The organism is Pedobacter yonginensis, assembly GCF_003173595.1.
Lineage (GTDB): Bacteria > Bacteroidota > Bacteroidia > Sphingobacteriales > Sphingobacteriaceae > Pedobacter > Pedobacter yonginense.
Map to the genome: position 1 here is coordinate 162,057 of NZ_QGNZ01000002.1, position 22,648 is coordinate 184,704.

At 37.1% G+C, this 22,648-nt stretch carries 18 protein-coding genes; 8 read left to right on the plus strand and 10 right to left on the minus strand.

The genetic code is table 11. The features are described from left to right. Positions 1-99 precede the first annotated feature (99 nt). Positions 100-1,929, minus strand: a complete 1,830-nt coding sequence (locus DHW03_RS07595; protein ID WP_109925166.1) for a M61 family metallopeptidase — start codon at positions 1,927-1,929, stop codon at positions 100-102. 273 nt (positions 1,930-2,202) lie between these two features. Here DHW03_RS07595 and DHW03_RS07600 point away from each other — a divergent pair, with 273 nt between their 5' ends. The 6 genes from DHW03_RS07600 (at position 2,203) to htpG (ending at position 11,819) form a co-directional block, all read left to right on the plus strand. Then, positions 2,203-3,297 (plus strand): efflux RND transporter periplasmic adaptor subunit, encoded by a 1,095-nt coding sequence (locus DHW03_RS07600; RefSeq protein WP_109925167.1) that lies wholly within the window; start codon positions 2,203-2,205, stop codon positions 3,295-3,297. Between the two features lie 2 nt (positions 3,298-3,299). Beyond that, positions 3,300-6,410, plus strand: coding sequence for an efflux RND transporter permease subunit (locus DHW03_RS07605; protein WP_109925168.1), 3,111 nt, complete (start codon positions 3,300-3,302; stop codon positions 6,408-6,410). 5 nt (positions 6,411-6,415) lie between these two features. Continuing rightward, positions 6,416-7,729 (plus strand): TolC family protein, encoded by a 1,314-nt coding sequence (locus DHW03_RS07610; RefSeq protein WP_109925169.1) that lies wholly within the window; start codon positions 6,416-6,418, stop codon positions 7,727-7,729. A gap of 16 nt (positions 7,730-7,745) precedes the next feature. Then, positions 7,746-8,609, plus strand: coding sequence for an N-acetylglucosamine kinase (locus DHW03_RS07615; protein WP_240618494.1), 864 nt, complete (start codon positions 7,746-7,748; stop codon positions 8,607-8,609). 116 nt (positions 8,610-8,725) lie between these two features. Next, positions 8,726-9,115, plus strand: a complete 390-nt coding sequence (locus DHW03_RS07620) for a response regulator (RefSeq protein ID WP_109925170.1) — start codon at positions 8,726-8,728, stop codon at positions 9,113-9,115. Positions 9,116-9,932: 817 nt separating this feature from the next. Next, positions 9,933-11,819, plus strand: coding sequence for a molecular chaperone HtpG (htpG, locus tag DHW03_RS07635; RefSeq protein ID WP_205940976.1), 1,887 nt, complete (start codon positions 9,933-9,935; stop codon positions 11,817-11,819). Positions 11,820-11,911: 92 nt separating this feature from the next. Here htpG and DHW03_RS07640 read toward each other — a convergent pair whose 3' ends face one another. After that, positions 11,912-12,406: a type I restriction enzyme HsdR N-terminal domain-containing protein gene (locus DHW03_RS07640; RefSeq protein WP_109925173.1), complete on the minus strand. Its 495-nt coding sequence runs from the start codon at positions 12,404-12,406 to the stop codon at positions 11,912-11,914. A 391-nt stretch (positions 12,407-12,797) separates the two neighbouring features. Between DHW03_RS07640 and DHW03_RS07645 the strand changes: the two genes are divergently transcribed. Continuing rightward, positions 12,798-13,541 (plus strand): LytR/AlgR family response regulator transcription factor, encoded by a 744-nt coding sequence (locus tag DHW03_RS07645; RefSeq protein ID WP_109925174.1) that lies wholly within the window; start codon positions 12,798-12,800, stop codon positions 13,539-13,541. 485 nt (positions 13,542-14,026) lie between these two features. Here the strand turns inward: DHW03_RS07645 and DHW03_RS19270 are convergent, their stop codons facing one another. The 5 genes from DHW03_RS19270 to DHW03_RS19290 are packed head-to-tail and all read right to left on the minus strand — an operon-like array spanning position 14,027 to position 14,857. After that, entirely contained in the window at positions 14,027-14,164 is a 138-nt protein-coding gene (locus tag DHW03_RS19270) for a hypothetical protein (RefSeq protein ID WP_165825384.1), read from the minus strand. 25 nt (positions 14,165-14,189) lie between these two features. Beyond that, positions 14,190-14,327 (minus strand): hypothetical protein, encoded by a 138-nt coding sequence (locus tag DHW03_RS19275; protein WP_165825385.1) that lies wholly within the window; start codon positions 14,325-14,327, stop codon positions 14,190-14,192. Positions 14,328-14,352: 25 nt separating this feature from the next. Continuing rightward, positions 14,353-14,499, minus strand: a complete 147-nt coding sequence (locus DHW03_RS19280) for a hypothetical protein (RefSeq protein ID WP_165825386.1) — start codon at positions 14,497-14,499, stop codon at positions 14,353-14,355. A gap of 30 nt (positions 14,500-14,529) precedes the next feature. Then, a complete protein-coding gene (locus DHW03_RS19285; protein WP_165825387.1) occupies positions 14,530-14,676 on the minus strand; it encodes a hypothetical protein in 147 nt (48 codons plus the stop codon). Between the two features lie 31 nt (positions 14,677-14,707). Next, positions 14,708-14,857 (minus strand): hypothetical protein, encoded by a 150-nt coding sequence (locus DHW03_RS19290; RefSeq protein WP_165825388.1) that lies wholly within the window; start codon positions 14,855-14,857, stop codon positions 14,708-14,710. 140 nt (positions 14,858-14,997) lie between these two features. Between DHW03_RS19290 and DHW03_RS07650 the strand changes: the two genes are divergently transcribed. Continuing rightward, positions 14,998-16,113, plus strand: coding sequence for a sensor histidine kinase (locus DHW03_RS07650; protein ID WP_109925175.1), 1,116 nt, complete (start codon positions 14,998-15,000; stop codon positions 16,111-16,113). A gap of 567 nt (positions 16,114-16,680) precedes the next feature. On the opposite strand, the gene DHW03_RS07655 is transcribed toward DHW03_RS07650, so the two are convergent. The 3 genes from DHW03_RS07655 to DHW03_RS07665 all read right to left on the minus strand — a co-directional run bounded on the left by DHW03_RS07655 (position 16,681) and on the right by DHW03_RS07665 (position 22,643). Beyond that, positions 16,681-19,485 (minus strand): lantibiotic dehydratase, encoded by a 2,805-nt coding sequence (locus tag DHW03_RS07655; RefSeq protein WP_133248508.1) that lies wholly within the window; start codon positions 19,483-19,485, stop codon positions 16,681-16,683. Between the two features lie 113 nt (positions 19,486-19,598). Next, positions 19,599-21,590: an OmpA family protein gene (locus tag DHW03_RS07660; protein WP_109925177.1), complete on the minus strand. Its 1,992-nt coding sequence runs from the start codon at positions 21,588-21,590 to the stop codon at positions 19,599-19,601. A gap of 51 nt (positions 21,591-21,641) precedes the next feature. After that, positions 21,642-22,643 (minus strand): PorP/SprF family type IX secretion system membrane protein, encoded by a 1,002-nt coding sequence (locus tag DHW03_RS07665; protein WP_109925178.1) that lies wholly within the window; start codon positions 22,641-22,643, stop codon positions 21,642-21,644. Positions 22,644-22,648 lie beyond the last annotated feature (5 nt).

The window sequence follows — 22,648 nt, forward strand, 5'->3', positions numbered from 1 at the left end:
TGCTTCAAAACCATCCGTCATGCTGAATTTATTTCAGCACCTTAACGAGCATTCAAAATGCTTTGGCCTTTCTCCTGTACGGCTAAAGCCGAAAACAGGTTATTTACCTGTCCATTTTTGAAAAACAGCTTTCTGTGCTGGACTAGCGTTTTCATTTATGGTTGCTTTCAAACGCACACTTGGGTTTGCTTTTAGGGTTAACAATAGCTCGCGATCAATTCCATCACGCTTAATTTTAACTTTCAACACCTCTCCAATATTCTTTTTGGCCACAACTGGCAGTACATCTAATGAAATTAGAGGGCTTCTTAACCTGATGTTGGAGAGGGCATCATTAACCGTTACATCATCTAAAGAGATAATTTCATCGTTTACATTTAAGCCATCAACCCAAGCGGCCGAATTTCTTGTAACTGAAGTAACCATTAAACCGCTGTTGCTTAACTGACCACTTGCACCTGTTACAGGTTTTCCTGGCGTTGCGTTTTCTGTAGAAACATCTACACCAGCATAGCCAAAATATTTACCGTATTCGGCATCATCTACCCCATTAATGTATTTAGCCCAAAAATTGGTGAAATTAATACCAGAAATTTTTTCCACCATAGCCTTAAATTCTGCATCGGTATAACCTCTTTTCAAGGTTTTGCATTGTAAATACATGGCTTTCATTACATCATCGAGGCTTTTTGTACCTTTACTGGCGTTGATGATTTCCAAATCCATCATAATTCCAATTACCTCGCCTTTGTTATAATACGAAATGGAATTGTTTTTAGAGTTTTCATTTGGGCGATAGCCAATAATCCAAGCGTCGTAACTCGATGCTGAGGCAGACTGGTATTTAGCACCTGGTGTGTTTAGTACAACAGCTATAGCTCCCGCCAAATCATTTACAAAAGTGTTGGCATCATTAAAGCCAGCACGATGCATATATTTGTTTTCGTAATATGAGGTAAAACCTTCAGCCACCCACAAATTGGTGGTGTAATTCTCGTTATCATAATCAAACGGACCCAAGGCCACCGGACGCAAGCGTTTAACATTCCATAAATGATGGTACTCGTGAGCAACCAAGCCTAAAAAGCCTTTATAACCTGCTTCTGTATTGTAGGCGTTTCTGGTTGCACCTAAGGTTGTAGAGTTTAAATGCTCTAAACCGCCACCGCCACGAGAAAAGTTGTGTACAATAAATAAATAGTATTTGTTCGGGTTTTCACCATAAACTGCGGTTTCTTGCTCCACAATTTTGGCCATATCTACCTTTAGTTTTTCTTTATCATAATTACCACCACCGTACATGGCTACTTCGTGGCGTACACCAGAAGCGGTAAATTCGAAAACATCTTGGTTGCCGACTTCAATCGGGCTATCATATAAAATATCGAAATCAGTTGCTTTATAGGTAAAGTTTTCGCCAGCTACCGGAGTTAATCCGGTTGATACCTTGCTCCAAGTTTTAAATGGAACAATTTTAACGGTACTGGGTGATTTAATCATTCCATCTGGGTGCATGAATATACCCGTTGGCGATAAGAAAGCATGGGAATCATCAATGAAAGGTGTACGTACAGAAATTTCGAAAGCATATACACGGTAATTGATTTGGATATTTGTTGCTTTAGCAGAAAAGATTCTCCAAGTATTTTTCCTAACTTTTTCTACCCTTACAGTTTTGCCGGCAGCGGTAGCTTTAAATTCTTCCACACTTTTTTCAAATTCGCGCACCAAGTAAGAACCTGGGGTCCAAACTGGCATTTTTACATCCACGAAATCTTTAACTAAACCAGAAATATTCATCTGTATTTCGGCATAATGTGCCTGTGGTTCTTTAAAGGAAACCTCGAAACCTATTTTTACTTGCGCCTTAGCTGCCATAATACTCGTTAGTAATAAAACTAAACTTAAAACTGATTTTTTATTAAACATATGGATGGTGTTTTGCAACAAATTTATAGTTTCTTATCATCGTTTAAAATTTTAATGGCAATTGAGCTATAAATTTTACCTAAACCCTGTTGATACGGAAGTTTTCACAATAAGGCCAATATGTGGTGCAACATAGTCTTGAGCGCTTGTTGATTTAGTAACATCCTTAATACAACGAATTTAAGCTTAAACTAATTGGATATTTTTACCAACCAATTTTCGAACATTTGTTCTATATTAATGTTCTCAACAGTTATACACACACACCAATACATGAAGAAAAGGTATATTTTTTACATCATTTTAGCTTTAGGGCTAGCTTATTTAGTTTATTATCGCATTAGTGCGAACAAGAAAATAGAAGGGAAAGGCGGAGGAGCATCTGCAGGCAAAGGTGGAAAAGGCGGCAAAGATGGCAAATCGGCTCCATTAATAGTTGATGGAATCGTGGTAAAACCTGTTTCATTTGATAACGATTTGGAAATTACCGGTGCCATTGATGCAAATGAATCTGTAATCCTTAAAAGTGAAGTGTCAGGCCTAGTTACCGGAATTTTTTTCAAAGAAGGTTCGACAGTAAGTAAAGGGACTGTTTTGGTAAAAGTTAACGACCTTGACATACAGGCGCAACTGCAAGAAGCATTAACCAAGCAACGCCTATCTGGCACCAATGAAAACCGAGCGAAACAGCTCTTAGCCAAAGGCGCTATCAGTCAGGAAGAGTACGATACTTCTTTGGCAGACTTAAAATCTTTGCAGGCGCAATCGCAATTAATTAGAGCGCAATTGGCTAAAACAACCATACGTGCACCGTTTACTGGGCGTATAGGTTTGAGAAATATTTCGGCCGGAACTTATTTAACCCCGGCTACGACCATTGCAAACTTGGTAAGTACAAACCCCATAAAAGTTACCTTTTCGGTACCAGAAAAATATGCGGGTGAAATTAAGGTTGGCTCAGAAATCACATTTACTACTGATGGATCTTCGAAAGAAAATACCGGAAAAGTATATGCCATTGAGCCTGGAATTAATGCAACAACCAGAACCTTACAAATTCGGGCGCTGGCACCAAATTCAAACAATGCTTTGTTACCTGGATCTTTCGCTAAAATAAAACTGGCATTAAGTACTTTAAATAATGCCATTCTAATCCCTAATGAAGCCGTTGTTCCCGTTTTGAAAGGAAAAATTGTTTACATCCAAAAAAATGGAAAAGCACAGGAAGTTAAAGTTGAGGCAGGCACACGTACAGCTGAAAATATTGTAATTACATCTGGATTGAAAGCTGGCGATACCGTTTTAACAACTGGATCGATGGCATTGAAAAAAGACGCTCCGGTAAAAGTTAATTTGGTTAAACAATAAGTATGAGTATTTCCACTACCAGTATAAAGAGACCGGTTCTTGCTATTGTTATGAACCTAATGATTGTCCTGTTTGGGGTAATCGGTTATAACTTTTTGGGCGTACGCGAGTATCCGTCTATTGACCCAACCGTTGTATCTGTAAGAACCTCCTATCCTGGAGCCAATTCAGACATCATCGAATCACAAATTACCGAACCATTAGAAAAATCCATTAACTCTATCGATGGGATTCGGAACATTTCATCATCTAGTAACCAAGGTACGAGTAACATTACCATTGAGTTTAATCTCGATAAAAACATAGAAGAGGCCGCCAACGATGTACGTGATAAAGTTTCGCAAGCGGCAAGAACCTTACCGAAAGATATTGATGGTTTGCCAACGGTAAGTAAGGCAGATGCCAACTCCGATGCCATTTTATCGATGACCATTCAAAGCGATAAAAGAAACACGCTTGAATTGAGTGATTTTGCCGAAAACGTTATTGCCGACCGAATTCAAACTATACCAGGGGTAAGTAGCGTACAAATTCAAGGCCAAAGGAAATATGCCATGCGAATTTGGATGGACCCCAATAAGTTAAGTGCTTATGGACTAACCTCGCAAGATATTGTTACCGCCTTAGATAATGAAAATGTGGAGTTGCCATCAGGAAAAATTACTGGGGCCACAACCGAGCTTACGGTTAAAACTTTGGGTAAATTAACCAACGAATCGCAGTTTAATAACCTCATTCTAAAAACAGACAGTAACCAAGTTATCAAATTAAAAGATGTAGGTTATGCCGTTCTAGGGCCTGAAAACGAGGAAACGATTTTAAGAGAGTCGGGCAGACCCATGGTGGCTGTTGCCATTATACCGCAGCCAGGCGCCAACTATCTGGATATTAGCAACGAATTTTATAAGCGTTTTGATAAGTTGAAGGCAGATATTCCGCAGGATATTAAACTTAAAGTTGCATTAGATACCACTTTATTTATTAAACGTTCGGTAACTGAGGTGGCAGAAACCATCGGTCTATCTCTCATACTGGTTATTTTAATTATCTATTTATTTTTTAGAGACTGGGCAATTGCTTTCCGTCCGCTGATTGATATTCCTGTTTCTTTAATCTTCACCTTCTTTATTATGTACGCTTTTGGATTTTCCATTAACGTATTAAGCTTACTTGCCATTGTTTTGGCCACAGGTTTGGTGGTTGATGATGGGATTGTGGTAACAGAAAACATATTTAAGAAAGTTGAAGAAGGTATGTCGCCATTTGAGGCTGCAATTAAAGGCTCAAATGAGATTTTCTTTGCCGTAATTTCCATTTCCATTACGCTTGCAGCGGTATTCCTCCCAGTAATATTTTTACAAGGATTTGTTGGGCGATTGTTTAGAGAATTTGGGGTGGTAATTGGTGCGGCCGTTTTAATATCGGCTTTTGTATCGCTTACCTTAACGCCAATGCTTAATGCCTATTTAATGAAAAAAGGTGGCCATAAGCCATCAAAATTTTACAATTGGACGGAGCCTTATTTTGTTAAGCTGAACGATGGTTATGAAACCAATCTAAATAAGTTTTTAGATAGACGATGGTTATCTATCCCGATTATCTTGGTTTGTATGGGTTTAATTTTTCTTTTCTGGAAAATCCTTCCTAAAGAAACTGCGCCTTACGATGATAGAAGTGCCATCAACATCAATGTAACCACACCAGAAGGGGCATCATTTGCTTACACGGATAAATTCATCATGAAATTGAATCAATTGGTTATTGATTCAGTTCCAGAAAAAAACGTAAACATCACCATTACCTCCCCAGGCTTTGGCGGTTCGGGATCTGTAAACTCTGGTTTTTTGCGTATGGGTTTAGTCAATCCAGAAGACCGAGACAGAACGCAACAGCAAATTGCCGATCAGTTAACCAGACTCACAAAAAAATTCACCGAAGGAAAAACGATTGTAAATCAGCAACCTACAATTTCTGTTGGTCGTAGAGGTGGCTTGCCGATAAGTTACATCATTCAGGCACAAAATTTTGAAAAACTGAGAGAGAAGGTGCCATTGTTTATGGAAGCGGTTTCTAAAGACCCAACTTTCACTACTTCTGATGTGAACTTGAAGTTTAACAAACCAGAAATTAATCTCACCATCGATCGTGATAAGGCAAAAAATCTAGGTGTTTCTATTGCGTCAATTGCACAAACCTTAAATCTTGGCCTTAGTGGGCAACGTTTTTCTTATTTCTTTATGAATGGAAAGCAATATCAGGTTATTGGGCAGTTTGATCGGGGCGATAGAAAAGACCCATTGGATTTAAGTTCGGTATATGTGAGAAATGATAGCGGAGAGCTGGTACAGCTGGATAATTTGGTTACGGCGAAGGAAGAAAGCAGTCCGCCACAACTCTACCGAAATAACCGTTTCATAGCCGCTACGGTTTCTGCTGGTTTAGCTCCAGGGAAAAGTATTGGCGAAGGTATCGATGCTATGGATGCCATTGCTAAAAAGGTTTTGGATGAAAGCTTCTCTACCGATTTGAGTGGAGAATCGAGAGATTTTAAAGAAAGCTCATCGAACACATTTTTCGCCTTTGGATTGGCTTTGCTATTGGTTTATCTAATTTTATCTGCACAATTTGAAAGTTTTAAAGATCCAATCATCATTATTTTAACTGTACCCATGGCGGTCGCAGGGGCATTCTTATCGCTCTGGTTATGTGGTCAAAGTTGGAATATCTTTAGTCAAATTGGTACCATTATGCTCATCGGTTTGGTAACTAAAAACGGTATCTTAATTGTAGAATTTGCCAACCAGCTCAAGGAGAAGGGCATTCCAATTCCAGAAGCCATACGCGAGGCTTCAGTTTCTCGCTTACGCCCAATTTTAATGACAAGTTTGGCCATTGCAATTGGCGCTTTACCCATTGCTTTGGCATTGGGTGCGGCTGCAAAAAGCAGAATGAGTATGGGAACTGTTATTGTTGGTGGTACGTTATTTTCTTTAATTTTAACCCTTTTTGTAATTCCGGCAATATATTCGTATTGGGCAAAACCATACAAGCCAAACAAAGACTTAAAAGAAGCTGATCGTTATGAACACGAAGCATTGGAGGGATCAAAATAAATAACATGAGCAGAAGATTAAATCTATTAATATTATTGCTGAGTTTAAGTTCGTTTTCGGCCTTTGCCCAAGAGAAGCTCAGTTTGCAAGATGCGATAAGCATTGCGCTCCAAAATAACTACGACATCAAAATCAGTAAAAACAATATCGATATTGCGAAAAATAATGCAACCATTGGTAACGCAGGAATGCTGCCAAATGTTGCTGCCAATTACACCAATGGGGGAAGTATTCAAAACACCAGACAAACGCCCGTAACTGGTGAAGATCGGGTGATTAGGGGTGCTAAAAGTACAAATAATAGCCTGGGGGCCGATTTAAACTGGACCATTTTTGATGGTTTTACCATGTTTGCCAACTATGACCGGTTAAAGGAATTGGAAAAACAGGGTGAAATAAACGCTCGATTAACAATCTTAACCACAGTTTCTGATGTAATTACCGCCTATTACGATGTAGTGAGACAGCAACAATTGGTAATTGCTGCAGATAGCGCAATGGACGTTTCTGTGTTGAGAACACAAATTGCCAAAACCAAACTGGAACTGGGTAGAGGTTCTAAGCTTGATGTGCTAACGGCTCAGGTAGATTACAATACGGATACATCCAATTATTTACAAACCAAAAACGCTTTAAAGGTTGCCAAAGTTCGATTAAACCAATTGATGGTAAGAGAGATCAGTACCGACTTTAATGTTGTAAACGAAATTGGGGTAGATGATGGCTTGATTTATAGCCAGCTTGCTGAAGTTGCCGAAAAACAAAACCCGAATGTTCAAAACGCCTTTATTAATCAGAGGATAGCCGCATTGACCTTAAAATCCATTCGTGGGTCGAGGTACCCAGCAGTTAGCTTAAATTCAGGGTACAGCCGAGCAAACAGTACCAGTCCGACGGGTTTTAACCAGAAATTTGCGGCTAACGGTTTTACTTACGGCGTAACGGCAAGCTTAAATCTTTTTAATGGTTTTTTACAAAGACAACAAGAGCGTAATGCTAAAATTGATATTGATAATTCGCTACTGAATTTGAACAAAACCAAGCTCGACGTTAATGCGCAACTACTTTCTGCTTATCAAAACTACAGTACTTATCTGGATTTGGTAAAGCTTGAGCAAACCAATGTAAATATTGCGAAAGAAAACTTAGATATTACCCTTGCTAAATACCGTTTGGGAAGCATAGCACCTTTAGAATTGAGAGAAGCACAAAGAAATGCTATTGATGCCCAAAATCGCTTCATTGAAATGCAATACCAAGCCAAATTAGCAGAAACAACGCTTAAAGAAATTAGCGGAAATATAAACTTAACCAATTAATTTTTATATTTAGTCCATGATACTTGTTGCAGATAGCGGTTCATCCAAAACCGATTGGATGGGTTATTTCAATGGTGAAACCATTACATTTAATACGCCTGGTATAAACCCTTATTTTTTAAGTGAGCAGGAAATAACTAAACTGATTTCGAAGAATGAAACGGTTATGGAATTTGCCTTAGAGGTGAAGGAGATTTATTTCTTTGGTGCAGGATGTTCATCGCCCGATAAACATGAGGTGGTATCGAACGGGCTTTCTGCAGTTTTTTCAAATGCTTTTATTTCTGTCGATCATGATTTACTCGGCTCAGTTTATGCAACTTGTGGCGATGCAGAGGGTTTGAATTGCATTTTGGGTACAGGCTCAAACATCTGTTATTTTGACGGTGAAAAAATTCACGATGGACACCACGGCCTAGGTTATGTTTTAGGAGATGAAGGTTCGGGCACTTTTTTCGGAAAAAAGGTTTTGCTGAGTTACCTGTATAAAAAAATGCCTTCAGATTTGGTAGCCGAGTTTAAAAAAACTTTCGCAACAGAAAAGGAGCAAATCATTACCAATGTATATCAAAAACCTTTTCCAAATATTTATCTCGCCAGCTTTAGCCGTTTCATGGCCAATCATAAAAGCCATCCATTTATTCAAAATATTTTAAAAACAGGCTTTCAGGAATTTGTAGATACCAATGTTAAGGACTATTCAAGGCACAAAAAGGTTCCGTGTCATTTTGTAGGTTCTATAGCTTATTATTATCAGGATGAATTGAAGCAAGTTTTGGCCGAAAATGGTATAGAAGCGGGCAAAATTTTGCAAAAACCAATAGAAGAACTTTTCAATTTTATTTTGCTAAAAGAAGGCGTTGTAAAGCAAGCCATTTAAACTACCCAACATTTTACGATAAATATAAATTTATTGTTAAAATATTCTTAAGATTGTAAACATAACCGTGCGAAGTAGTGTTATAAATAAACAACACACAAAATTGCACAGAACATATGAAGAGAATACTGGTAGTTGATGATGATATTGAGGTTTTAGAAACCATACAATTGATTTTAGAAATAGGTGGTTTTAAAGTGTCTGCACTTAGCGATGGCGAAGAAGTTTTTAATCGCATTGAAACCTTTAAACCCGATTTACTTTTATTGGATATTTCACTTGGCCATATTGATGGGCGTGTATTGTGCGAGCAACTAAAATCAATAGAAAGTACTTCTCAAATTCCAATTTTATTAATTTCTGGTTTGTACGATCCTAAAGATTTCACCACATTAAATTATGGACAGGATGATTTCTTATCAAAACCTTTTCAAATGGATGTACTATTGAAGAAGATTAGTAAAATTCTTTCGTTAGAACAGGATGAAACTTATTTAATGAACTAACTAAAAATCAGCAAAATATACAGCCAATACTCATTTAGGGTGTTGGCTTTTTTTATTTGCCCTGATTTATGGTTTCACAGTGCTTTTTGTTTTTTGTTATGTGGTTCGTGAAGACACGAACCACGGCGGGGTGAAACTTATTTAATGAACTAACTAAAAATCAGCAAAATATACAGCCAATACTCATTTAGGGTGTTGGCTTTTTTATTTGCCCTGATTCGTGGTTTCACAGTGCTTTTTTTGTCTTTTGTTATGTGGTTCGTGAAGACACAAACCACGGCGGGATGGTTTGCCATTGCCTTGCGTCGCTGTGCACTGGCCTTAGTAAAATAAACCAGATTGAAACGGCAGCCCCCGATTTTTTCTATAGGGGCTACAGTGAAAAGCTGGACGAACATTAATAGATGCACTGCCCCTGCTTTACAAATTATTTTCAGCACAAGTTTTATATTTATTTCCTTATTCATGAACACACAAACCACGGCGGGATGGTTTGCATTTGCCTGCTTCGCGGTGCACTAGCCTTAGTAAAATAAACCAGATTGAAACGGCAGCCCCCGATTTTTTCTATCGGGGCTACAGTGTAAAGCTGGACGAACCTTAATAGATCCACTGCCCCTGCTTTACAAATTATTTCCAGCATAAGTTTTATACCCTTTTCGTTGTTAATGAACATACAAACTACAGCGAGTATTTGTGAATACACCTACCAAAACGAAAGATGAGTAATTGAAAAGTCTCTGTCAATTTGTCAAATAAGCGGCTTTGGAACAAGCCTTGTTATGCAGGTTATAGATTAAACAATTTATTTACACATATGAGCATACAAGAAAAAGGAAACATCTCGATACATACCGAGAACATTTTCCCGATAATTAAGAAGTTTTTATACTCTGATAACGAAATTTTTCTTCGTGAATTGGTTTCTAACGCTGTAGATGCGGTTCAGAAAATTAAAAGACTAGGTTCATTAGGTCAGTTTAACGGAGAAGTTGGGCAACCTTTGGTGCAAGTTGCGGTTGATAAGGAAGCTAAAACCATTACCATTAGCGATAATGGTTTGGGTATGACTGCCGAAGAAATAAAAAAATACATCAACCAGGTTGCATTTTCTGGCGCAAGTGAGTTTGTTGAGAAATTTAAAGATGCCAAAGATGCCAATGAAATTATTGGTAAATTTGGTTTAGGCTTTTACTCGGCCTTTATGGTTTCAGATTTAGTGGAAATTCAAACTTTATCTTACCAAGATGGTGCAGAACCTGCCCGTTGGATTTGTGATGGTAGTACAGAATTTGAAATTACTGAAGGCACCAAAACTACCCGTGGTACGGATATTATTTTACATGTAAATAAAGATTCGGAAGAGTTTTTGGAAGAATCGAAGTTGCAAGAAATTCTTGATAAATACGCAAAATTCTTACCTGTGCCGATTAAATTTGGTACGAAAACCGAATCTGTAGAGGATGGTGAAGATGAAGAGGGAAAGAAAAAATACAAAGATGTAGAGGTTGATAATATCATCAATACAACAAATCCAATTTGGGCAAAAGCGCCTGCAGATTTGTCAGACGAAGATTACCTAAATTTTTACCGCGAGCTGTATCCGTTTAGTGAAGAGCCATTATTTTGGATTCACCTAAATGTTGATTATCCATTTAACTTAACTGGTGTATTGTATTTCCCTAAGTTGAAAAACGACTTTGAATTGCAACGCAATAAAATTAAGCTTTACTCTCGCCAAGTATTTATTACTGATGAGGTTAAGGATATTGTGCCAGAATTTTTAATGTTATTGCACGGGGTGATTGATTCTCCAGATATTCCATTAAACGTATCGCGTAGTTTCTTACAGGCCGATAGTAACGTTAAGAAAATAAACAATTACATTACCAAAAAAGTTGCTGATAAACTAGGCGAACTGTTTGTTAAAGACCGTAAAAGCTTTGAAGACAAGTGGAAAGACATTGGTATGTTTGTGAAGTACGGCATGATTAGCGAAGATAAATTTTATGATAAAGCTAAAGATTTTGCCTTAGTAGGAAACACGAAAAATGAACTTTTCACCTTGCCAGAGTATAAAGAGAAAGTTTCGCCTTTACAAACTGATAAAAACGGACGAGTAGTTTATTTGTACACCAATGATGCGGCTAAACAGGATGCTTTTATCCAATCGGCTAATAAAAAAGAGTACGATGTTTTGGTGTTGGATTCGCCAATAGACAATCATTTTATCAATCAATTGGAGCAGAAGTTGGAAAAAACATCGATTAAACGTGTTGACTCTAGCGTGGCGGACAAATTAATTGAAAAAGATGAGCAAAACGAACATGTTTTAAATGAAGAGCAGGTTAAGGAAGTAACGACCATCTTCGAGAAAGCGATTACAAAACCGGGAATGCAGGTAGAGGTTGTGGCTTTACACCCTGAGGAGTTACCGGTTACCATTACCATGGATGAATTTATGCGCCGCATGAAAGATATGGCGGCAATGGGTGGCGGAATGGGCTTTTACGGCCAAATGCCCGACAATTACAAAGTTGCCATTAATGGAAATCACAAGTTGGTGAGCAAAATTTTGAAAGCTGAAGGCGAAGAGCAAAGTAACTTGGCTAAACAAGCAATAGATTTAGCTTTATTGGCTCAAGGCATGTTAACGGGTGCAGAATTAACCGCATTTGTAAGCAGAAGCGTAGCGTTAATTTAATTTCTCTGCATTGGTTTGGTGTATTCACGAACCAATAAAAAACCCCTCAAATTTATTTTTGAGGGGTTTTTCTATATTAGGTTAGATAAAGTCTAGCTTGCTATCTGATCATCCTTCGCTTCAACTTTGAAATAATCTTTATGTTCTTCGATCATTTTAGCAATGGTTGCAGCTTTGGTATCGGTAATTTTAAATTCAAACAATGGCTCTGAATTTTTTTTACTGTTTACCATTTTCTCTGTGTAAAAACGGTAAACTAAGCCATTGGTTAATAAACCATATTTGGCTTTTGTTTTACGGAAATATTTAGATAAGCGAGACTGCTGAATATCAAGGCTTTCGTTGTGGTGTTTACACTCTACTAAGATAGTAGGTTCGCCATCTTTCATTATTGTATAATCTACTTTTTTACTTTTCTTGATGCCAAAATCCAAAACGGCTTCTGATTGAACCTCTGAAGGGTCAAAACCTAAGATTTGAATAAATGGCATAACTAAAGCGTTCCGAGTAGAATCCTCTGTTTGAACGGTTGGGAGCATTTTCTTAATTCTCACGGCAAATTGGCTTATTTCGTCTTTAAGTTCCATGATTATTATATTTAATATTGATCTGTTTAATCTATTCTTATTTGCTTATTCAAAAAATACAAGTTGTTTTATCCCAGTATTGTATGGCCTGTCTTAATTTTTTTACAACAGGCTACACAACATTGGGGCAGGTAGATGTTTTTTTTTAATTGTACAATTTTACTTTTAGGCTCGATTGTGCAATCATTTGTTTTTGGCAAACAGTGTAAAGTTTAGTAAAAACAACTAATTGAAGTATTTTTTTACATCAACCTTAGGAATTTTTACACCAACCTGTGGTGATTATTAGACAAACCAGATTGAAGATTTTTTCTAACACCTAGTTGAAGAGATTCTTTTTTTATTTAACTTGCGTTGAAATCATTCCAAACATACATATTTAATTAAGAACATGAATCTAAAATGCGTTGTTATTGACGATGAACAACATGCGATTGAGGTGTTAACTGACCACATAGCGGAAATGCCAGGTTTGAATTTGTTTAAAACCTTTACAAGTCCGATACAGGCGTTAACTGAAATAAGTACAGACGATGAAATCGACTTGTTGTTCATGGATATTGATATGCCTGGAATTAACGGGATAGAGTTGGCTAAAAACATTAGGGAAAAAGCAAAGTACCTGATATTTACGACAGCTCACCCTGATTATGCGCTTCAGGCTTTTGATGTTCAATCCGATCAATACTTACTTAAACCGATTTCGTTTGCAAAGTTTGCACTCGGTATTGACAGAATCTTGAAGAAAGAGGCTAATAATTCTAAAAATGCGACAAAAGATGCCGATCAGGTGGCTGCCTTATATATTAAAGGCGATCACAAATATGCGTTTTCTAATATCGCTATTGATGAGATTTTATACATCAAGGCGTTGCAAAACTATATTCAGATCATTACTAAAGGCGAAACGCATACGACCTACCTTACACTAAAAGAGATTGAAAAGGCTTTAGAAACACATGCATTTATTCGCGTGAATAAATCAAACATTGTTGCTAAGTCGGCAATAAAGAAAGTTGATGGTAATATTATTCGTTTGGTTAATAACGAGATGATTCAGATTGGAGAGGGCTACAAAGAGGCATTCTTCGCTTACGTTCAGAATAGCTTGTTAAAATCTAACAGAAGCCAGTAGCATTTAAGATTTGTATGGAGTAGCTTCGGTTACAAGTGTCTGATTTGAATCAGATGCTGTTTTTGTGCCAAAGTTATTTAATGATTTTTGAGAATAAGAATCTTTTGGAACGAGAGAGGTTTGGACAAAGGGTAAATCCCTGCGCTTAAGAATTAAAAGCTAAGAGCAAATGTTCCTAAAGTTACTTGAGTTTGGCTTTGATCAGAAATTGGGTTCGTAACAAAGTTATTTTGATACTTTACACTTTTGTAAACAAATACAGTTTTTTTAGATAGCTTGCTATTTTTAGTTTTCATAATTCTTAAAATTAAAGCTAGTTACTAAATTATTGCAAATGTTCCTAGAGTTACCTGAGTTTGGCTTTGATCAGAAATTGGGTTGGTAGCAAAGTTGCTTTGATCTTTGATGCTTTTGTAAACAAAGATGGTTTTTTTTGCAAGTTTAATGTTTTGAGATTTCATAGTATCGACGGGCGGAGCTAATTATTAGATTGCAAATGTTCCTAAAGTTACCTGAGTTTGGCTTTGATCAGAAATTGGGTTGGTAACAAAGTTATTTTGGTCTTTAACGCTTTTGTAAACGAAGATCGTTTTTTTAGAAAGTTTAATATTTTGAGTTTTCATATTATTAGTAGAGTGAAGCTAGTAATTAAATTGCAAATGTTCCTAAAGTAACTTGAGTTTGACTTTGATCAGAAATTGGGTTGGTAACAAAGCTATTTTGTTCTTTAACGCTTTTGTAAACGAAGATCGTTTTTTTAGAAAGTTTGATGTTTTGAGTTTTCATGATATTGATAGATTGAAGCTAGTAATTAAATTGCAAATGTTCCTAAAGTTACTTGAGTTTGGCTTTGGTCTGATACTGGATTTGTTCTTTCGAAATCGAAGTTGTTTTGATCTTTGATGCTTTTGAAAACGAAGATGGTTTTTTTAGCGATTTTGATATTTTGAGTTGTCATGAGTTTAAAACTTAATGGTTACTAAATAAATTATACTGCGAATGTGCCTAAGGTTACTTGAGTTTGACTTTGATCAGAAATTGGATTGGTTCTTTCAAAATCGAAGTTGTTTTGATCTTTAACACTTTTGAAAACGAATACAGTTTTTTTGGCAAGTTTGATGTTTTGAGTTGTCATGATTATTATAATTGAAAGGTTAATGTTTAAATTAAATTGCGAATGTTCCTAAGGTTACTTGAGTTTGGCTTTGATCAGAAACTGGGTTTGTTCTTTCGTAACCGAAGTTGTTTTGATCTTTAACGCTTTTGTAAATGAATAAAGTTTTTTTTGCAAGTTTGTTAGTGTATTCAGCTTTCATTGTAATTATTTTAAAATTTTTAATTCGTTGTTGTTATCTGATGTAAAGGTGCAACTCCTAAATACCTACTACCATTTTTTTACACAAACACCTAGTTTTAGAAGATAAAAGGCCTAATAAAATAGATAAAAAGCAATAAAATGAAAATTTCTACTCTCAGTAATTTCTTTAAACAGTATAGACTTCACTTCCTTATTTGGGGTATTTATATTATTTATGAGTCTGTTATTTTGTCGTTAGCCTCGCTGAAGTTCAGACCTCTTGGGGTTTACGTATTAATATACTTCACGAACATACTCTCCTTCTATGTATATGCTTATTTGCTTAATAAGGTACTCAATATAAAATCTCGTTTTAGCGCATTGGGAATTCCCCTACTGATTATCTTGGTAAGTGGCTTTTATGTCTTCTTAAGCTTTGGCCTAGGCATTTTATTTGTAAAACTTGGCTTTTTCGAATCGACCAGGCCAATGAATTTAGATCACGAATTTATCTTTAGCTGCATTTTTAGAGCCTTATATTACATTGGAATTGCTACAGGTTATGTTTACCTCATAAAATCATTAGAAGAGCGGAAGAAAGTAGAACAACTTGAAAGACAAAGTTTAGTTACTCAGATTGAAAAGCAAGCATTGGAAAACGATTTGGTTCAATCGCAAAATAATTTCTTAAGGAGCCAAATTAATCCACATTTCTTATTCAATACGCTGAATTTCATCTACAACGATGCGCGTAAAAAAGCTCCAATGGCGGCTGATGCCATTATGAACTTATCTGAAATGATGCGTTATGCCTTGAAACGCCCGGAGGCTTCGGAATTGGTGCCACTAAGTGAGGAGATTGAGCAAATTGAGCACCTGATTAACCTACACAAACTGCGTACGGCCAATTTACTTAACGTAGAATTACAAATTAATGGCGATTTATTTGGTCTTCGCTTTCCGCCTTTAATTATGCTAACCTTGGTTGAGAACATTTTTAAACATGGAAATATCGCACATTCTACCCAACCTGCTATTATTTCGGTTGATTATCATGGCAACCACTTAAATATAAAAACCATTAATATGGTTAATGATGTAAAGAGTAAAAAAGTAGAAAGCCATCATGTAGGTATAGAAAATATCCAAAAACGACTAAATAATTTTTATAAAGACAACTTCGAGTTTAAATATTACACCGATCAGCAGAACAGATACATTACCGAAATTAATGTTACTGTGGTTAATTTGATGGCTAATTTGAACATTAATTAAAGGCATTGGGTTTAACTTATAAGGGGAATAGATCCATTAAGATGCTGAAATAAATTCAGCATCACGGATTGTTTATTCAGCGTGGGGATTGTTTATTTAGCATGAGGGATGGGCGTAAGGTAGCGTTACCCCGAATTATTTCAGGCTCATAGTTCCTTTTTTTGAGCATGATAGAAGGTTAAGATATTGTTTATTCAGCATGAGGGATTACTTATTCAGCATGAAGGATGGGCGTAAGGTATCGTTACTCCGACTTATTTCGGTACTTGCAATTGCCTAAGTGCAATAAACCCGGGCGGCACGGAAATCCTTTTACCAAATCCCTTTTTCAGGGATTTGCAGTAAAAGATTGGAGTAAGCACGGGGCTATGGTAGCCGATTAGCACTGAATTTGATTTTCAATTAAAAAAACAAGAACCCCTATCATAATTCATTTTCATTTGAGATTGTCAAATAATTTGAAGCTACACCTGCTTCGCTCGGTTTAAACGCTAAGGAGCAAGATCAAATCGAATTGATTTGCATTAACGTGCTCAAATAAATTTAGCATGAGGGATGGGTTTAATTTTAATTGGCCATTGCGTTTCTGCGTTGAACATCTTTCAACAGGTAATAATACATAACCATTTCGTGGGTGCGCTGATCTTTATTAAACAGGCGATTAACGTGCATGTGCATTAAATCGCTAAACAAGCTCATTCTTTTATTTGGCTCTGCCTGCTTTAAAACGGCTACGAAAGATTGCGAAAATAGCTCAAAATGGCTTGCCTGATCGGGACTTAACTCCATAGATGCTCCCTTGCGATACAATTGATATTGGGTGTTTAGTTTTTTAAAGTCGGTAGCATCGAGGTTATGCTCATTGTTATAGGAATCTGAAAATAGCTTAATCATTTTAGCGAAATCCTTTGTATCGAATATTTCAGCTTGATTAATTTTATCTGCCACATCCGAACACAATTTATATTTGGTAAAAGCATCTGGTTGGGCTTGCAAAAGCGAGATTACATAATTGCTGTCTGCTCCGAAATGAGTTTCTACTTGTGCAATTAAATCATTTCCGTAGCGTTGTGTTTCGCGTTTATAGGTTCTAATTTGAAAATCGGATACGAGGCCAACTTTTAAATCATCATCTAAATAATTAGAAAGAGCGGTTGTTAATGCTTGCCCTTGGCCTACATCGTGTAGCAAGAGCCTTAACCTTAAATGATTTCCATTTTCGTTGTAGCGGATGAAAAACCACGATTTAATGTCTTGCTCGTGGGTTTCTAAAAAGTAACTGATTACACCAATCAGCATTTCATCCGACCGTTGCTGGTGGCAATAAATTTCGAAATAAAGCCACTCGCTGCCCGGCGGAAAGTATTGTTGAACGTGTGTTGATGCTGAGTTTTCTACCAAATTGGCTGGGGCATAAATTTGGCTTTCTTGATAGAGATTGAGTATAAATTGGGCTAAATATGGTTTACCATCTTCATCAACCACTGGGCTACTTTCTGGCAAAATTACCTCTTCCAAGTACACGCTCTTTTGTTTTTGCATGTATTGTATCAATGCGTTGATATCCTCATCGTTGGCTAAGTTAAAACATAAGGTTTGATCGGAAGCGCCGGCTTTAAAACAATTTGATACACCCAGATTTGTAAGATAAGTTCGGCATTGTGCTAATGTAAGTTGTTCATTTTTAGCTGGAAAGATGGCTTCTTTTTTTACACGCCATTTTGCCCTACTTAAGGAGATATTATGAAAATGTAGTGGTGGATAGTAATCCAAATTTGGGAATATGGCATCTAAGGGGATATTCAAATTGCTTGCGATTTCTTGATGTTGTAAATCGCAGAGCAAACGAAAGATAGAAAGATCTGAGCGGCTGTAGTTATATGCCGATGCCATTTTCGGCACCATTCTTTTATTCAGTTTTTTTGATCGAAGTATTATTTCTGATCCTCTAACAGAAATCATTATGTCGTTTAACAACAGAGGCTCGGCTGATGTATCGTAATTTAAAATAGAAAGCTGCTGCCCATAAATTATCTTTCTTCTGTTGATGTTATCTACCGTGGCCTCGACCATGTAGGCCACATCAAAAAACAAAACATCCGGATTTGCTTTTTGCTCTATTTCTGCTATTAACTTACTGTGCTGCTCTACTTCGGCATTTGCCATTGTAAACCGACCACTTAAGCCGTTTGCTGTTATGCCCCCAACCTGATCTACACATAATTGATCATCGGCTATCGACATTAACATACTGAAGGTATTGGGCAATTTAGCAGGTTTTTCGCTCAGTTTAAACGCCAGTTTGTTTAGGTAAATTGGCTTCCCTTGTTCAAAGGATTCTTGATTTAGGGTTTTGCCCAATGTGGATTTTAGGTTTTCTCCCTCTTTAGTTTTTTCAGCTTGCTTGTTGCTAAATTGAGCTACAAAATCATCGCTTTGATCGGCTTGCTCCAATTCATCGTATCCAACGCCCATTTCCGGATCAAGTGCAATTAAAAGCGAAACCTCTTTTTGCTCGAACTTTTTCTTAAATCTATTTTTAAATTTCTGAAGGGCTTCTTTTTCGTTGTTGGGTATGATTTGCTGTAACAGTTGGATTAAACTGGGTACATGTTGCAACAATCTTTCTTCTATTTGCCCAGCTTTGGCTTTGCGTTCTGCTATGATATATCTTGGCAACCCTGTATCGGAAAAACCAATTCTTTTAAAATAATCTTCGCCTAATATATTTGGATCGTGATCTGTAAACAGGAGTTGAAGATCGCGCATATCTGCAAGAAGATTTAGAAAGGATTGGTGCTCATCTTCTTGAATACCCATTGTTTGTTCCAATTCTTGTACACTGATGGGCTTTAAACAGGCTTCTAAAACCTTTTGCACAAATACATCTTGATTAATTTCTGCCAGTTCGAATAATCCATCGGTACAGGCAATGTAGCGCAAGCTGTTGGAAGTTGGGTAGTAACTACTGTTGCTAAACAATAAACAATTTTTGGCAAGCAGTTCTGCTACGGAGTAGGATACATTATTTTTTTGAGGCCAATCGATAAACGAATGTTCTTGTTGGTGGGCTTCAATTAGGATTTTATCGGCATTAAATTTTACCGCATTTTTTAGCAGGCTAAAACTTGCAAACGTACCATATGGTGTTGAGCGAAATTTTGCTCGGTTGAAATATTTCCAAATGGTAAAAACAATTTTTGGTGGTAGGTTTGGTATTTCATCGGCCTTTACATCTTTAATGGTCTCGTAAAATGCTTCCGACGAGATGGATATGGCTTGTTTAAGTTCATCCCAACAGGCCGAAATATCTGATTGATACGAGAATTTTGGTGTTCTGAAAATGGCAGTTGGGTGTATATTGATATTCATAAATTTGTTTGATAAGCGGAAATTACAAAGATTAAATTTAATTCTGTTATTTGCCAATAGCAAAAAAAGCCATCCCCCTAAAGGAATGGCTAACCAAAACAACTGAATAATTTCTATTTTTTTGTAACCTTAAACTCTGTGCGCCTGTTTTTGGCTCTACCTTCCGGGTTATCTTTTCCTTTTTTAAGGGTATTGGGTGCGATGGGCATTTTCTCGCCGTAGCCTTTTGATGTCATACGTGAGGCGGATATGCCTTTGGTTACTAAATAATCTACACAAGACTGTGCTCTTTTTTCGGATAATTCCTGATTGTACTCCTCCTTACCCACATCATCCGTATGGGCGCCTAATTCGATTTCCATTTCGGCATTATCTTCCATAATGGTGGCCAAGGCATCCAAAACCTTTTTCGAGGGTTCGGTTAAATCTGCACGATCAAATTCGTAATACACGTTATCCAATACGATGGGAATATTGATTTTGAATGGGCTAATGCAGTAATCTTTATGGATTAAAGTATCGGCCTTGGCCAACTCTTCGAAAGGATAATTTTTGGTGATGGAGAAATAATTATCTTTTGCAAAAGCCAATTTTATTGGTCGTTTTCGATCTACTTTAAAACTATACATACCGGATGCATTTGTTCTGATTCTTTGATCACCCTCGTAATTACTAAGCGTTACGGTTGCATCGGCCATGGGTTTGTTGGTTTTACAATCGTTAAGTACGCCACTAAGGGTAAAGTATTCTTTTTTAACTTCGAAAATTTCTAAACAGCAGGATGATTCTCGATCTGAGCTGATGTACCCGCGGTTTCCTTGGGCATCTATCGGGGTAAAATAAACATCGTCTTTAGATGAATTGAAAGGATAACCCATATTTTTGGGTTTCGACCAAGTGATTAAATCGCCTTCTGACTCGAAGAAATCCAATCCACCCAAACCAATTCTTCCATCGGTACTAAATAATAGCTTTTTGGTTACCACATTATAGTATGGTGCCCTTTCGTCATCTTCTGAATTGATGGTTTCGCCTAAGTTAACAGGCTGCCCTAATGATCCATCATTCCGAATAACGCAATACCACAAATCGAACTTCCCAAATCCTCCGCTTCGATCAGATGAAAATAGCAGAAACTTTCCATCGCTGGTTACAAAAGGTTGCATGGCATTAAAATCTTTGCTATTTACCTGTAAGCCTAAGGGCTGAGGGTCTGACCAATTATTGCCCGATTTTTTTGAACTGTATATGGCGTATTTTTCTTTGTCGCGCCAAGCGGTAAAGTAAACGGTGTTTCCATCTGGGCTAAAAGTTGTCGCAGCAACTTCCATATCTTTTGGTAGGTTAATACCCATCATTTTTACCGAAATTTCTCCCTCAACAGCACTATTTTTTGCGCTATAAATATTGTTGATGAATGGATTTGCTTTAGTTGAAACTTGAACCTGTCCATTTTCTGTTTTCACAATATCTTTTTTACCGGCAATGGAAATGGGTCTTGACGATGTGAAATAGATTTCGTTATTGAATCTATATGGCGCATAGTTAGATCCTAAGCCATTAACTTTGTTGGGCATTTTGTTAATTTGCTCCATTCTGGGGAAACGCATTTCTTCAATTGCAAATTTGCTTGAAAGAATTGCCTTCTGAGCATCTTTAGCTAAAACATCGCCGTTATTTTTCTGAATAAATTTTTCATAAGCGGCAATGGCTTCGTTGAATTTTCGGTTAGCCCTCAGGCTTTCGGCATACCAAAAAAGTGCTTTTCTATATCTGGTATTGGTAAAGGTTATGGCGATGCCGTAATATTTTTCTGCTTCAGAAAATTCCTTATACATCCGACTAGATTCTGCCAAATTGTAAATAGCGCCTTCGTAATCTTCTATCACTTTATCATCGCTAGTGGCTTTACGTTCTTTACCATAGGGCAAAATGGCCTGGGTACTGTCGCTGGTAATTTTTAAGGCCTTTTTATAAAAGGTAGATGCGGCATAGTAATCCTTATTTTCGAAATATGTATCAGCAACTTTTTTATAGTTTACCACAAACTGTGCGTTTGCCAAACTGCTATATGCTACCAATAAAATGATTAAAATTTTTCTCATCTCTATCGATTTATTTATTTGATGATTGTTTTTGTTACCTCTTATATTGAACTATAATCGTGGGCAAAAGAAGTTTGGTCCAATAATTCCATTTCTGCCAATAAGCGATATGGAAAGTTCCAAACCTCCGTTGCTATTAGAAGCACGCTGAAAAGTGGAGGTATTTACATCGTAACTTAATCCAAAAACCATGTTCTTTAATTGCAGGCCCACAAAAGCGATAGCTGCATCTTTAACCCGATAATTGCCTCCGAACAGGATATTGGATGAATTATTTACGTTTAGCTGGGCATAAGCACCCACAGAAACTTCATTTGTATTGCCTTGATACATCACTAATGCATTTGGCACAATATCCAACAATTCGGATGCGCGCACCCTTGCCCCGCCATGTGCTGTAAACCGAATTGGCGTTTTACCGTTGTAACCTGTAAAGCGTTCTGTTGGTCGGTTTAAATGTGCCGCACTAACACCTGCGAAGATATTTACACTTTGATTTGGATTGCCATCAAAAAACATAACCCCTGCGTTTACATCGGGCACAAAAGATGAGGTTGATGAGAAGGTTTCCCCACTCATCATGCCGCCATCATAACCTGTAATCGGGTTGAACTGATTACCGAAACGAGCCTGAGAGAAATCAAAACTTCTATTTACAAAACCGGCTTGCAAGCCGAAACTAAACATCTGCAATCCCTCCACACCAAACCTTAATCGATATGAACCCGAAACCAAGGCGCTTAAATAATTAAAATCCAATTCACCGGCTCTTTGATTGAGGATGGTTACCCCAAAAGCAAAGTTTTTAATGGGTGCCAAATCAAATGACGCCCCTCCTGTTAAAAAAGAACTGTTTAGCGCAGCCCATTGCTGTTTAAAATTTACCGATGCTCGATAATCGCCATCAATTACACCTGTTAATGCTGGGTTTAGCCAAAGTGGATAGGCATAATATTGTGAGAAATGTGGATCTGTTTGTGCAATTGATTTCGATGCGCATAGCACTATGCCGATTATAATTGCATATATTTTTAAAGCCGATAGTATTTTCATGGTTT